The sequence below is a fragment of the Phycisphaeraceae bacterium genome (assembly GCA_019454185.1).
Taxonomy (GTDB): Bacteria; Planctomycetota; Phycisphaerae; order Phycisphaerales; family UBA1924; genus JAHBWV01.
In genome coordinates this window covers 647,433-661,934 of sequence record CP075368.1, presented here as the reverse complement: position 1 = coordinate 661,934, position 14,502 = coordinate 647,433, and the positions used below count along the sequence as shown (strand labels likewise).

The 14,502-nt window shown below is 64.9% G+C and carries 11 protein-coding genes; 5 read left to right on the top strand and 6 right to left on the bottom strand.

Going from position 1 to position 14,502, the window contains the following annotated elements; genetic code table 11:
* The first annotated feature begins 8 nt into the window (after nucleotides 1–8).
* Genes KF838_02680 through KF838_02660 form a run of 5 tightly spaced genes read left to right on the top strand, consistent with a single transcriptional unit; the run spans nucleotide 9 to nucleotide 6,117 of the window.
* Nucleotides 9–407 carry a DUF503 domain-containing protein gene (locus KF838_02680; protein ID QYK48764.1) on the top strand — a complete coding sequence of 133 codons (399 nt, stop codon included), beginning with the start codon at nucleotides 9–11 and terminating at the stop codon, nucleotides 405–407.
* Entirely contained in the window at nucleotides 404–865 is a 462-nt protein-coding gene (rbfA, locus tag KF838_02675) for a 30S ribosome-binding factor RbfA (protein QYK48763.1), read from the top strand. The genes KF838_02680 and rbfA overlap by 4 nt, the downstream gene beginning before the upstream one ends.
* Entirely contained in the window at nucleotides 862–1,602 is a 741-nt protein-coding gene (locus KF838_02670) for a hypothetical protein (GenBank protein QYK48762.1), read from the top strand. Before rbfA ends, KF838_02670 begins: the two co-directional genes overlap by 4 nt.
* Before the next feature lie 39 nt (nucleotides 1,603–1,641).
* Complete coding sequence (locus tag KF838_02665) at nucleotides 1,642–5,301, top strand: hypothetical protein (GenBank protein QYK48761.1); 3,660 nt, start codon at nucleotides 1,642–1,644, stop codon at nucleotides 5,299–5,301.
* 42 nt (nucleotides 5,302–5,343) lie between these two features.
* The gene (locus KF838_02660; protein QYK48760.1) at nucleotides 5,344–6,117 is read left to right on the top strand and encodes a YebC/PmpR family DNA-binding transcriptional regulator; all 774 of its coding nucleotides are present in this window, start codon (nucleotides 5,344–5,346) and stop codon (nucleotides 6,115–6,117) included.
* A gap of 46 nt (nucleotides 6,118–6,163) precedes the next feature.
* Here the strand turns inward: KF838_02660 and lepB are convergent, their stop codons facing one another.
* The 6 genes from lepB to deoC form a co-directional block, all read right to left on the bottom strand.
* Complete coding sequence (gene lepB / locus KF838_02655; protein ID QYK48759.1) at nucleotides 6,164–6,961, bottom strand: signal peptidase I; 798 nt, start codon at nucleotides 6,959–6,961, stop codon at nucleotides 6,164–6,166.
* A gap of 137 nt (nucleotides 6,962–7,098) precedes the next feature.
* Nucleotides 7,099–7,800 (bottom strand): ribose-5-phosphate isomerase RpiA, encoded by a 702-nt coding sequence (gene rpiA, locus KF838_02650; GenBank protein QYK48758.1) that lies wholly within the window; start codon nucleotides 7,798–7,800, stop codon nucleotides 7,099–7,101.
* Entirely contained in the window at nucleotides 7,793–9,331 is a 1,539-nt protein-coding gene (locus KF838_02645; GenBank protein ID QYK48757.1) for an aldehyde dehydrogenase family protein, read from the bottom strand. The genes rpiA and KF838_02645 overlap by 8 nt, the downstream gene beginning before the upstream one ends.
* Nucleotides 9,332–9,391: 60 nt before the next feature.
* Nucleotides 9,392–10,576, bottom strand: a complete 1,185-nt coding sequence (locus tag KF838_02640) for a hypothetical protein (protein QYK48756.1) — start codon at nucleotides 10,574–10,576, stop codon at nucleotides 9,392–9,394.
* Nucleotides 10,577–10,611: 35 nt separating this feature from the next.
* Nucleotides 10,612–13,431: a hypothetical protein gene (locus tag KF838_02635; protein ID QYK48755.1), complete on the bottom strand. Its 2,820-nt coding sequence runs from the start codon at nucleotides 13,429–13,431 to the stop codon at nucleotides 10,612–10,614.
* 76 nt (nucleotides 13,432–13,507) lie between these two features.
* On the bottom strand, nucleotides 13,508–14,482 hold the full coding sequence (gene deoC, locus KF838_02630) for a deoxyribose-phosphate aldolase (GenBank protein ID QYK48754.1): 975 nt from the start codon (nucleotides 14,480–14,482) through the stop codon (nucleotides 13,508–13,510).
* Nucleotides 14,483–14,502: the final 20 nt, after the last annotated feature.

The window sequence follows — 14,502 nt, the reverse complement described above, 5'->3', positions numbered from 1 at the left end:
CCATTCCAATGGTCATCGGCGTTCTCCAGTTCGATCTGATCATCCATGACGCTCAGTCCTTGAAGGACAAGCGCAGGGTGGTCTCGTCCTTGAAGGACCGCCTCCACAGGGAGCACCTCGTCTCCATCGCTGAGATCGGAGATCCGGAGCTTCTCAACCACGCTCGTCTGGCTGTCGCGTGCGTGGCTCGAGACGGCCAGCGAGTCGGCGAAGTTCTCGACCACGTCAGCGAGAAACTTCGCTCGCTCCGCGATGCCGAGGTCGGCGCGAGCCATCGGCAATTGATCCATGGCACACAGCTCTCAGAAGAAGCAGGCCAGGACGATCTTGACCCGGATCCTGATGGCGAACTGGCGGCAGAGATGCTCCGCCGTGTCTCTGAAGACCAAGGAAGCAGCCAAGCATGACCCGACGCGCCGACCAAGTGGCCTCGCTCGTTCGGGGAGCGGTGCAGGACGTGCTCACCAAGGGCTTCCAGGACCCTCGTATCCGCGGGCTCATCACGATCACCGACGTCACCGTATCACCCGATCTCAAGGCGGCCACGATCAAAGTCTCGGTGCTGCCTGAGGACCGTCAGGAATTGACAATCCACGGGCTGCGTGCCGCGGCGCGGCACATCCGCCACGAGGTCTCCGAGAAGCTCGAGTTGCGTCGGACGCCCGACCTTCACTTCAAGCTGGACACCTCTCTGAAGAAACAGGCCGGCGTGTACGACGCCTTGGCGCAGATCGCAAGAGAACGCGAGGCGCGGGGTGAACCGCCTCCACCGGATGCGTCGAATCAGGATGACTCAGACCCTACGCTTGGGGCTCAGCAACTTGGACTCTCGAACCTCGGAACGCAGGAGGACCCCGCTCCGTGAGCGCGGACCCGGTCAGAAAGCTCCATGCATTCCTGAAGAAGTTGCCGCCGTCGACGGAGGATCGCTCTGTCGTGCGCTCGCGGTCCGATCGAGCGGACCCGGTGCTCCAGGAACTCGTGCTCTCGTTTCTCGCTTGGGAAGTTGGTCTGACCGCGGCGAAGAGGTCGCTGAGTCAGATCGACGACGCGACAGCCGACTACAACGAGCTGCGTGTCTGTCTCCCGCACGAGTTGGCTCGGATGGTCACGGTGCACGACGATCGCTTCGAGGAGCGGTCGCTCCGTCTGCGATCGGTTCTCAATGACATCTACCGGCGCGAGCACGAGCTTTCACTTTCGCATCTGCTCCAGCTGCCCAAGCGTGATGCCCGGGCGTACATGGACTCACTCGACGGCATGCCCCCATACGTCAGCTCGCGAGTCTGTCTGCTCACCCTCGGAGCGCACGCGGTCCCGGTTGATTCGAGGATCGTGCAGGCCCTTCGAGGCGAGGGTTGCATCCCGGCAGAGCTCGACGCTTCCCCCCATTCGGAGTGCGCTTCGTGGCTTGAGCATCACATCCGGGCGGAGGATTCTCACGCGTTTTATGTGTCGCTCGAGGCCTCTCTCGACGCGTCGCCTCAGTCGGTCGGGGGCAAGCCGGCCCCAGCGAAACGCAAGGCAAACGCACCGAAACCCAAGGTCTCGGCCAAGCGTGAAGCACCGGCACCCAAGAGCCGCAAACGTTCAAAGACGTGACGTGCAACCGCCGTCGCTTCGCCCACATACGCTCATGGCATGGGAAGCCGTCGGTCCAAGCGTTTGATCATGCTGCTCGCAGCGGTCGGCCTGCCTCTCGGGCTCGCCTCGTGTGAAACCAACAGGGGCCGTACCGAGAAGCCGTCAGCCGTGTCCGGCGCGATCGATCCCTCGATTGCCCCATCGCTCGCTTCTCTCCGATCTCTCGCTCGACAGCAGGCCGGACGGCGCGTTCCGGTCGATCTCGCGGTGCCGCCGGGACTGGACCCGACACGTGTGATGCCGCTGGATCCGGTCCCTCCTGAGGCCACGGAGCCACTGTCCGCGGTGCTCCCACGACTGGCCGGCGAGGTGCCGGTCAAGCCCCTGGAGCCACTGCCGACACCACCCGATGCAGATGCCACTCGCACTGCCTTGTACCTCTATGCGCGGGCACAAGCCGCGCTCGGGATGAACAAGCCGGCTAACGCGATCGGCTTTCTCGATGAGGCTGTGAAGGCCGATCCGACGCGCCCGGAGCTCTGGCGATTGAGAGGCGACATCTTGTCGGGGACGAGCCAGCGTTTCGGCGCGGCAGCGGCCTATCAGCGGACCCTTGATCTCGGGCTGATCGAACCGAGAGCGTGCCTGATGCTCGGTCTGAATGCAGCGGATCGATCGGATCATCTGTCGGCGGCGCGGTATCTGGCTGCGGCGATCAGCCACCATGTCGGCGGGCAGGACCCGGCTTTGCCGATCGTGGCGTACGCATCGCTCGGGCAGTCGCTCCATGCGCTGGGGTATCTGACGGCGGGCAACGAGTCCCTCGCGTTCGCGACCGGCACCCCGCTGCAATTTACCTCGACCACGAATCTCCGCGGCGAGTTGCAGTCTCTGACACGCAGGCGGAGCGACATCGCCCGTGACACCGGCGATGCCTGGGTGCGGCTTGGCAATCTTGAGAATGCATTGGAGTCATACGCGCGTGCCGCGTCGCTCCCGTCGATCGACGAGTCCGCCATCACGGAGCGGCGTGTTTACGTGCTTGCCCGTTCAGGGAGGACGGCTGAGGCAGCTCTGGTGCTTCTCGAAGACATCGCGGTATCGGATCTGCGGATCGATGATCGGCATCTTGTCCTGCTGCGATCACTTGCGCAGAGTACGACGCTCGGTCCGCTGCTTTCGAGCGCGATCGGCGAGCTCCCGATGCTGGCGGCCCACACGATGCGAGCGCAGGGTGCGCCTGAGCCGCGGATCACGCCCACGATCAGCGGGAGACTAGCCCGGGCGGCGTTGGCGATCCATCCCGAGAGTGCCGCGCCGGTACTTGAGTCGCACCTCCGTCGTTATCCGCTCGATCATGATGTCTGTGCCGATTGGATCTCGCTGCTGAGCGACAACCCTCGCAAAGCGGCGACAACGCTCGCGGCACTGGTCTCGAAGCAGCCGCTCGTCTCGATGACGATCGGCAGCACGCTCTCGCAGACGGCATCAGGCACGTCGATCCTCGGATCACTCGTCTCGGCACCCCCTGCGGGGCTTGCGGCCGAGTCGGATCTGCTTCGAGCAGCGATGCATCACGCACGCGGAGAGTGGGCGCAGGCGTCGGTCTCGCTGCGTGCGCTGCCATCATTTCCTTCCGAGCAGTTCGAGGGGTGTGCGGCGGTGCTCGCGGCGTCGTGCGGCGACATCGCGCTCACCGAGCGTCTTCTCTCTCGTGTCTCGGACGCATCGCTTCGGGCTCGAGCCTATCTCGCGCTCCAGCACGCGGGCGATGCGCAACAGGCATTCGTCGCGTCGCTCCATGATGAAGCACCCCCTTCGCAACTGGAACTCGGGGCAGAGATAGCGTCGCTGAGGAGAGACGCAGTCACAACTGAGTCGCTTCTCAGGCGAGCGATCGAGGCGGATCCGTTCGACGAGCGGCTCTATGAGCGGCTGGCCGCTCTCTATCGCCCCGGCGCTCCGCGTGCGGACCAGGATCGCCTCTTCGCCGTGTACCGGGAGCTTCGTGAGTCCGTGCCATCGAGCCGGTTGCTGCGAGCACTGAACGCGCAGGAAGCAGCCCAACGCAATCAGTTTGCACAGGCCGAGCGAGAGCTTGTCTCGCTCGTGCAGACATCACCGGATGACACCCGCTCGATGCAGATACTGCTGCTGGTCTGGGAGCACATGGCTCGTACTGATCCGAGGGCTCTTGAGCGAGGCATCTCGGTGGTCGAGTCACTAAGGGTCGAACGGCCCGACGCGACTGCGCCGATTCTGGCGCTCGCGCGGCTCCTTGCCGCCGCAGGAAGGACATCTGAAGCGAGGGATCTGCTGGAGTCGAAGCTCCAGACTCGACCGACACCGGATCTAGCGTCCGCTCTCGAATCGCTGATCGCTGATGCACTCGCCAATCCGGCCGTGGCGTATCAGCTCGCGGTCGATCGGCTTTCGCCATTGCCGCGTCCGATCGACGCGACGATCGAACTCGCTCGGAGGTACGCGAGCGCTGGTGAGATCGGTCTGGCTGCGGCGTGTCTCGCGAACGATCTTCCCACGTCTTCGACGCTGACGCCCGGACAAGGCGCGGCGTTGCAAATCATGGTGGCCGAGCTTGGTCCTGAGATTACTAGATCCCGGGGAACAGCCCGCGCCAGAGACGGAATCGCGTTACTCGGGATCGTTGCCTCACGGACCACATCGCTGGCTCCGGGTGTGCACGAGCTTCGTATCTCTACACTCGCCTCCGACCCCGAAACCGATCCCGCGTCGTTGATCGAGGCGATCGAGCACGCTCGCAAGGATGCACCCTCGCTGGGTCAGCGTCCGGCCCGGCTCGCGCTCTCCGCGCTGCTTGCTGACGATCGGAATGAGACCGCGCTCGCGGTTGCTGTGAACGAGCTCGAGCGTGTCGAGGCGTTTGATCCGGAGCTCGCGCTCGCGACGGTGCGCCTCTCGGTCATCACGGGAGATGCCCGAGATCTCGGGCGTGTGCTGGAGACCATGCGAACCGCGGAGGATGCATCAATGGTGTTGCGGGAGATCCACCCGGACGGGGAGCTAGCACTCCCGCCGGGGGCCTCACTCGACGCGGTCCGTGCCGAGATCGCTTTCATCGCTGCGAACGCGGTCACGCTCTCGGATGAAACACCGGATCGCTCGTACGATGTGTACCGGCTCGCGCTCGCGTACAACCCAACGCACGCGATGGCAGCGAACAACCTCGGATACACGCTGCTGGAGGAAGGACGAGACCTTGATGAGGCGGCGTCCCTTCTTGAGCTTGCCTATCGGCTTGCCCCGGACGATGCGAACGTAGTGGACTCGATCGGTTGGCTGCGATATCAGCAGGGCATCATTCTTGACCGGCAGACGCCAGACGGCGCGGTCGTCGAGGGTGCGGTCACGCTCCTCGCGAATGCGCTGATTCTCGACTCGGACGGCGGCTCCCCGGTCTCGCTCGATCATTATGCCGACGCGCTCTGGGCAGCGGGCGAGCGCGAGGACGCGGTCGAGCAGTGGGCGCACGCGCTCGCGACGCTGGAGCGGCGGATGGCCGCGCTCTCGGCGCAGGGACGCTCAGACCCGGACCATCCGAAGCTGCTGGCATCGCTGGAAGCGAAGCTCGCAGCGGCTCGGGCAGGATCCGAACCGGAGATCGCTCCGATGCGTCTCTTGGGCACGGCGGGAGTTCCCGGCTCGCCCGCGTTGCACTCTCGTGACGCATCGCGCTAAGGTTGCACTCCCGCCCCCCCCGGGGTGCGGATGGAGTGAGCGATGGCAGGCCACAACAAGTGGAGCAAGATCAAGCATCGGAAGGCCGTCGTTGACAAGCGACGGGGCAAGGTGTGGACGAAGTGCGCGCGGGCGATTATGTCCGCGGCTCGCCAGGGGGGCCCCGATCCTTCTGCCAACGTGACGCTCAGGTACGCGATCGACGAAGCACGCTACGCCAACATGCCGAAGGACACGATCGAGCGGGCGATCCAGAAGGGGATCGGCGAGGTCGGTGCCGCCGACTGGGAGCCGGTGCGGTATGAGGGATACGGACCGGGCGGCGTCGCGATCGTGGCGGATGCGCTGACCAACAACCGAGCGAGAACCGTGACGGATCTCCGTCTGATCTTCGAGAAGCACGGCGGCAACCTGGGGAACGCGGGCTCGGTCGGTTATATGTTCGAGAACCGGGGACGGATCCTGATCGAGCAATCGGGTCGGGCCGACGACGCCATGTTCGAGGGCGCGATAGAGGCCGGCGCCGAAGATATCCAACCCCCTCTCACTTCCGACGATGACAGCGATGAGGATGCCGATCGGATCTGGACGGTGCTCTCAAAGCCAACAGAATTCCAGGTCGTGAAAGACGGCCTTGAGCGAGCGGGCTTCAAGATTGTGGAGGCAGAACTTGCGCTCGTGCCATCGACGAGCGTGGAGATTGGCGTCGAGCAGGCGCGGTCGATCATCAGACTCATCGACGCGCTCGATGACAACGACGACGTTCAGAAGGTGTATCACAACGGCCTGATCCCCGACGAGGCGTTCGAGGGGTGACCCGCCAGACTTCCAGGTTCCCCGTCATCGGCGCTGATGCTCTCGGTCATTCAAAGCCGCGGAAGAACCGGTCCCATTTGATCTTCAGCCCGCGGCCCTTGCTGAATTGCCACGAGAAGACAACCGCCGGGCTCCGACCCACGACCTGTCCCTCGTCGATGTAGCCGAAATATCGAGAGTCCTTGCTCTGATCGCGGCTGTCACCCACGACGAAGACCTTGCCTGCGGGGATCTCGATCGGGCCGAAGTTCGAGGGTGTCCAGGATGGCTGATTCCATGGAGGCCTTGCAAAGACGCCGCCCCGTTCGAGCTCGCGTGCCTGGGGCCAGTTGGGCGTTGTAACCACGGGGTGGGATGCGCCCTCGAAGGATTCGCGTGCGAAGCGCATGACGCCGAAACGCCCACCGTCGATCTGGCGTTGGATCTCGTCTTCGAGCGGGCCATACTCGGACTCGGTCCCGTTGATGAAGAGCTTGCCGGCACGAAGCTCGATCGTGTCGCCGGCGATCCCGATGATGCGTTTGACCAGGCGGGTGCCGTCCTCCGGCGAATAGCAGATCACGATCTCTCCGCGTGCGGGCGAGTTCCACTTAGTGATCCAGCGGCACGGCTCGTCGGTAAGCGGAACACGGAGGCCGTACGCCAGTTTGTTCACGAAGATGCGATCGCCGGGGACGATCGTGGGTTCCATCGACCCTGATGGGACGTCGAACCAGTCGACGATTGATGAGCGGAGTGGAACCATCACAACCAGCGCGAACACGAAGGCCTTGACCCACTCCATCAGCTGCTGGAAGAACGTCTTCTTCGGCTTCGGTTCGCGTTCATCCTTCTGCTTGCTCATCTGGCCGCTCGCTGGTTTCAGGGGTCGCTTGTGGCAATCGCCTTCGTGTCGGTTGTGATGGCCCCGGCAAGCCGGGCCTTGCGTGGGGCTTTGTGCGGGGACGGCTCGCTCAGACCTGGGGGTTCACATCCGGCATATCAAATCTGTGACTCTTCACGCCGGTAGCGATCGATGGACGAGCCGGTGTCCACCAGGATCTCATCGGCCTCGCCGAGAAAGAGCCCGTGATCGATCACACCTGGAATGTCGTTGAGCGCGGCGGCAAGTTCTTCGAGGTTCCGATCATCGAGCGTGACATCCAGGATCAGATTGCCGTTGTCGGTCACAAACAGCTCACCCTGGATGGTGCGACGCCAGACGCCGTTGAGCCCGAGGGACCGGATCTCGGCGCGAGCCGCGGCCATGCCGAACATCATGATGGCGACGCCGAGTGTGTTGCGTGTCCCGAGGCGAGGAACGATCTTGGACTGATCGACCATGTACACGCACCGGTCGGATCCCCAAGCGACGATCCGCTCGCGTGTCATCGCGCCGCCCGCGCCCTTGAGCATGCGGAGCTCGCGGTCGACCTCGTCCGCGCCGTCGAAGAGGTAATCGATGCGTTCGAGAAGCGAGAAATCGACGATCTTGAGTCCGAGTTCCTTCCCCAGCCGCTCGGAGGCCTCGGAAGTGGGGACGCACTTGATGTCGAGTTTCTCATCCTTGACACGCCGCGCGAGTGCGTGGATGCCACGTGTTGCGGTGCGACCGGTGCCGAGCCCGACATACATGCCGGATTGCACTGGAGCAACGGCTGCTTCCGCGAGGGCGTCGATCGTTGTCTGCTGCTCGTTACTCAAAGCGGATCCCCTGTGCAAGGGCGAAGGTGGAACCGAAGTTCACGGTGATTGTCTGCCTGCGCATGTACGCCTTCCACGAGTCGGAGCCGGATTCGCGCCCGCCGCCTGTGGCTTTCTCGCCACCGAAAGCCCCGCCGATCTCTGCCCCTGACGTCCCCGCGTTGACGTTGGAGATGCCGCAGTCAGAGCCGGAACCGTCTGGGTTGAGGAATCTACCCGACTCGCGCATGTCGTTTGTGAAGATTGCCGACGAGAGCCCCTGCTCGACGCTGTTCTGCATCGAGATCGCTTGGTCGAGCGTGTCATACGCGAAGACGTAGAGAAGAGGGGCGAACGTTTCTTCCTTCGCGATGGGGAGTTCACCCGAGTCCGGGGCACGGATGATCGTCGGCTGTACGAAGTGCCCGCCCGGTGCGCCCGAGACGCTCGCCCGCCCGCCACCCACGAGCACCTCGCCCCCCTGCGCTCTTGCTTGCACGATGGCATGCTCGAACTGCTCGATCGCCCGTGCGTTGATGAGCGGACCGACGAGCGTTCCTTCGGCGAGCGGATCACCGATACGGACCGTTTTATACGCATTGACGAGCGTCTGTGTGAATCGGTCCGCGATCGAGCGATGAACTATCAATCGCCGTGTCGTGGTGCAACGCTGGCCAGCGGTGCCTACTGCGCCGAAGACGACGGCCTTTGCCGCGAGATCGAGATCGGCCGAGGGTGTCACGATCAGGGCGTTGTTGCCGCCGAGTTCGAGGAGGCAGCGGCCGAACCTCGATGCAACAACCTGCCCCACCCGCCTGCCCATGCGACAAGACCCGGTCGCGGAGATCAACGGGAACCGCGGATCGGCGGCCAAGCGTTCCCCCACCACGTCGTCGGTCCCGATGACGAGCGTAAACACGCCCGGATGCCCCATCGACGTCGCGACACGGTCGGCGATGGTATTTGTTGCGATCGCCGTAAGTGGGGCGAGCAGCGATGGCTTCCACACCGTGGTATCGCCGCATACCGCGGCGAGCATCGCGTTCCACCCCCAGACGGCGTTGGGGAAGTTGAACGCGGTAATAACGCCGATCGGCCCGAGCGGGAGCCACTGCTCCATCAGCCGGTGTTGGGGCCGCTCCGATGGCATGGTCAGCCCGTGCAACTGGCGGGACAGACCCACCGCGAAATCGGCGATGTCGATCGTCTCCTGTACCTCGCCGAGTCCCTCGGATCGGATCTTGCCGACTTCGAGCGATACGAGCGCCCCGAGGGCGTCTTTGTGCTTCCGGATCTCGTCTCCGATCGCACGCACGATCTGGCCTCGCGCTGGGGCAGGAACAGACCGCCAGCGGGTGAAGGCCTCGGCGGACTGAGCCACCGTTCGTTCGTATGACGTAGCATCGTCGAGTTTCACACCTGCGATCGGCTGGCCGGTCGCTGGATTGTTGCTGACGATGACGCCATCCGACGGGCCCGTGCCCGGAACGACTCGCGGGTGCGAGTCGAGACCGAGCGAGCGAAGGACTTCCGTGTGCATCGCGCTGGACATGGTGGCGAGATGCTATGCCGACCGGAGCGCCACACGGCTCGCCTCGCGTCATTCGTGGCGTCAATCGGCCTCTGGGGGGGGCAGATCGCGGAGGAATTCGCAAAGACGCCCGATCGTCGGCGCTTCCCCATCACGCACGTACGCGCCGCTCGCGGCCGTGCCGGATGCGAGAGACTGCTCCAGATTCAGTCCCGCGACACGGGCCGCGGCGAACCCCGCGTTGAAATGGTCTCCCGCGCCGGTCGAGATGCGGGGCGTGCGTGTCATCGGTCCGTCGAACCACGCCACGTCGCCGTCGCTCGTCGCGGCTCCCGCCCCCTCACGAGGATGGATCACGACACATTCGAGCCGGAGTGCCTGGCGGAGACCCTTGGCCATGGCGACGATGCGCTCTGAGAGACAAAGCCCGACAGCGGGGACTCCGCACACGATGCACAGCCGCTCCGCCTCGGCGAGGTTGAGCCCGAGCGTGACCGGCGTAAGGGTGTTCATCTCTGTGAGCAGCGCGAGTCCTGCTGCAAGATCTCCGTCCGTGCGTTTGGCAGGATCAGAGAGATCGATGAAGACACGCGGGCGCGAGGGGATCTCGGACAGGACGTGATCGATCAGCCCGCGCCAGATGCCGTTGACACCTCCCATCAACGACCAGTTGACGATGCCGACCAGAGCCGAACTCCCGACCGCCTTTCGGAGGCGTTCGAGACCGACGATCTCTACGATCCGCTCCCACGTGGCACCCTGCACGGCTGTGCAGTGGTTGATCATCAGCTTGCCATCGTCGAACTCCATCGCGTCGGTGCGCCCGGGCGGCGCGATGGGGATAACGCCTTCACACAATGCACCCAGCGGCGCGAAGATCGGGTGCCGCGTGGGAGGCGAGCGGTCGTCTTCCGTTGCAACAGCACCGATGTAGGTTGTACGCATGCCGAGCCGAGCCACGCCCCCGGCCAGCAGCGGTCCGTTTCCGCCCCACCGCTTCTCGCGGACTACACCCTCGATGTTTGTGCTCTTGCCCGATGCGGCGCCGATGCGTCCGGCAAGGGCATCGAGCGACTGGATGCGCCGATACCCATCGGGTGACATGTTCGCTCGCACATCAACGAGATCCAGAATGAAGTCGACGAAGCCGTCGAAGCCGACGAGCGCTCGCGTCGAGCGAAGATCCGCCCGCGCAAGGGCATCCGAAGCGGCGCGAGCGACCTCGGAGCGTCGGGCGGGATGGTGCGGATCAGCGTGTCTGTGCATGCGCTTCATTCTTGCAACACTCCGGCGCGGCGGCGTCAGCGTGACGCAACGGCCCGGATGCGACTCGCCCAGGGCTCTCCACCGAGTTGCTCATCGATCAATCCCAGACGCACGGTATGTGCATGGGCCTCTTGCTGTCGCTGCGGCTCGGCACGGATCATGGTCTCGAGGGTGAGTGTCCATGCCTCCCAGAAGATGCGAGCCGGCATAGGACCGGGCTCCGGCATTGCCCGGGCGAGAGGCACAAGAATACCAAGGGCCGCTGCGTGATCGTCGGCATTGATCTGTGCCCGGGCCGCGAGGATCGCCGCGCCCTCGCGTCCCTGTTCCGTGGTCGCGACATTCGGGTGCGCGAGCAGATCGGCACAGGCGTGGATCGCCTCGTCGCTCCCGAGTTCGACCAGGGCCCGCGCGACGGCCTCAAGCGTCCGCACGTTCGGCAGGAAGCCCAGCCCGCGCGAGAGTTCGATCGACCGGCGCATGGTGACGAGATGGCGATCAAGGTCGCGATCCGTGCTTGCGAGCAGCGCAAAGCGGGCTTCGAGACGCGTTGCAAGCTCGTAGGCCGCATGCCGGGCTGTGGAACTCGCGCTGATTGTCGCGAGCAGGTCGTAGGCGCGGGCATCACTCCAACGCGGCTCACGCGACTCGACAGTCAGTGCTGACACGGCCATGAGCGAGGCCGCCTCACGCGTCGAGGGCGCGAGCGCACTTGACTCTGAGGAGCCGAGGAGCCGGATCAGTTCCTCGATCGCGGGCTCCGATGGCGATCGTTCCAACAGCCGCGAGGCAGCGATCAGACGCGCTTCCCATGCTCGTTCGCGTGTCGCGTCGCGGAGCGTGGCGTCGCCGGCGACCGAGGCGAGAAGCGACCCGAGGTTCAGTGCATGGCTATCAGCTTCTGGCTTTGCGATCAATTCGTGAGCACGGTCGAGCACCAGCTCTGCGCCAAGAGGCTGAGAGAGAGACACAAGGTCGCGGAGCATCCCATCGAGGGTGGAGAGATCGAGAGCGGATGTGCCAGTGGCACCCGGCAACGAGGCGAGAAGCGTGTCGAGTTGCTCCAGCGGCTCGCCAGCCGTTTGTCTCGGCGGGAGCGTGCGAAGATGTATCAGACGCTTGCGGACGATCGCCTCGTGCGCGCCGGATGGATCGGGAAGTTTGAGGAACGAGGCATATGGCGCGTCCACGGGGGGCGGCAGGTCCGCGCGCTCGATCGCGCCGGGCATCCGCGCGGATCGTGTGGCCGCATCGCAGGAGAGCAACACCGCACCGATCTCAATGTGGCCCGCTTCGTCTCTGAAGGGCGGGGCATTCCAATCGATGGTTGCCGGTTGTGCGCTCTGGCCTCGCTCGACGAAGAGAGGCGCGAGCACCAGTTCCAGCGACGCCGATGCGAGTGATGGCTCCGCACGCATGAGGGCTTGAAGGCGGAATCTCACCTCGGCATCGGGCGGCTCATCCCGCAGGCCGTACGCCAGTGCCCAGGTTGAGAGAACGAGTGCGCGAGCGAGATCGCTCTGCACGATCGGAGCGGCTTCGTCGGGTGCTGAAGCATCCGCTTCGAGGAGCGTCACGGCACGCGCGGCCCGTTCGAGGAGCGCGGCCCGGAACTCATGGCTCGGCTCCGATGCCGCGAGAAGCAGAGCGGCTCTTGCACCGAGAAGGACGATTCGCGGGTCGTCCCCGCCCGTCACGCCGTCTTCGGAGATTCCGAGAGCGGCCGATGCCTGATCAACGAGATCGAGCGCCAGCCGCGCGGCACGACGCACGCGATCGGTCTGGTCAGAGGTGGGGAACCCGAGCAAGAGGGTGATGTCGGAGGCGTCCGAAGCAAGGTCGGTAAGGACCGCCTCGGCCCGATCGAGATCGGTTGCGATCGCGCGGGCACTCGGGGCGTTCGCAAGACCAGCTCGCCCGAGTTGTTCGAGCGTGACGAGTGTGTAGCCGGATGTGCCGCGCCCGTGTACCGAACCGATCGCCTGCATGATCCCAGTGGGATCGTGCTGGAGGAACTGCACGGCGTTGATCTGTGTGGGCCGTGCGCGGACCCCGCGTCGTGTCTGCTCGGGGTTGAGACGATCGAGCTCGGCGAGGATGGCCGCCTCTCCCCCTCCCCAAGTCCCTTCGGTGCGTGGGATACTGCGTGCAAGAAAGAAGACGGCCTCGGGCTTCAGCGTCAGGGCGGGGATGAGACCGGCGAGCGGATCGGACCTTCCCTCGGTGACGATGGTGCGAAGGAACGCACGTGCGTCTCGCAGGTTCGCATCGGTCGCGGGAACAAGCGTCAGCCGGGGTGGGAATGTCGCGGGCGCGGCTGCGGAGTTCGAGCCACGGAAGGGGATGATGGCGAATCGCTGGTCGGGAGCGAGTCGCTCGATCGAGCGGCCGAGTTCTTCGAGCACGATCGACATCGCCGAGACCATCGAGCCGGAGCAATCGACGACAAAGACGACCGATGCCGCACGGCGCGAGGTGACGCCTGCGAACGAGGCGGGCCCCGAAGCCGCCCCGCCGGGCGCAAGTCGGATCGCTCGCTCTGGCCGGCCCGACGCACGTGGCATGAGCATCGGGCTCGACGGCGGGGGCGTGGCACGAGCAGGGAGCGTGAGCAGCGAGACAACATCCGCGAGCGAGGGTGCTTCTGCCGAGCCGGGCTCGACGCGGTCAGGTGGCGCGGGGCTTGGCTGGGCTACCGGTTCGACCGGAGAGCCGCTCAGCGAGAGTTCAACGGTCGGCATGGATCGGGATGGAGGTCGCACGACCGTCCAGGTCGCGAGCGCAACCAGACCGAGCAGCGCGGCGTGGATCGCCAGGGAGATGCCGGTCGGGAGGATCACGCGTCCGATGCGCATGCGGTCATCGTACATCCGACAGCGATTGCCGGCGGGCGGGACATCACGCGGCATCTTCAGCCAGGAATGCCGCGAGTCACGCCTCCGAGAAGTCGTGCCCTGCCGTGTAAAGGCCGCGCTGCTGCTTCACAAGCTGGCGGAGGATGTCGTTGAGGAGTGTGGAAGCCCCGAAGCGGAAGAGGTCGGGCGTGAGCCACGCATCGCCGAGCGTCTCTTTCACCATCACGAGATAGTGCAGAGCTTGCTTCGCGGTGCGGATGCCGCCCGCGGGCTTCATCCCGATCATCTCGTCTGTCGCCAGGTGATGATCGCGGATCGCTTCGAGCATGACCAGCGTCACTGGCATCGTCGCCGCGGGCTGGACCTTGCCGGTCGATGTCTTGATGAAGGCGTGCGGGGCGTTCGCGGCTGAAAGAGCCGAGATCGCGATATCGCTCGCCCATCGCACGTTGTCGTAGGTCTCGAGCTCTCCGGTCTCCAGGATCACCTTGAGGTGGGCGGTGTGGTGCTTCCAGATGCAGGCGTGGGCGGTCTCGTAGATCTCGCGCCAGACTTCTTTGTACTTCCCGGCAAGGAACTGCCCGCGCGAGATCACCATGTCGATCTCATCCGCACCATCCGCGACCGCGGCACGCACATCCGCGAGGCGCACCTTCAGCGGATACTGACCCGAAGGGAAGCCCGTCGCGACCGACGCAACGTTCACGCCAGTGCCCGCGAGCAGCTCCTTGGCCGTCGGCACCAGCGCGGGATAGACGCACACCGCAGCGACATGGGGGAGGCGCTCGCCGAAGAGCTCTTCGTCTCGCTCATAGGGTCGAACGGCCTTGCGGCAGAGCGAACGCACCTTCTCTTGCGAGTCCTTGCCCTCCAGCGTCGTCAGATCGAGCATCGAGAGGGCGAGTTTCAGGCCAGAGATCTTGGCCGTCGTCTTGATGGAACGCTTCGTGAAGGAAGCCGCACGCTGATCGGCCATGACGCGATCAACGGTCATGCGCGGGGGGAGGACGGGGGTCGGGGCGGGAGTGGGTGCAGCGGCGGTGCGGGGCATGGGGAAGTGTAAGGCGTACC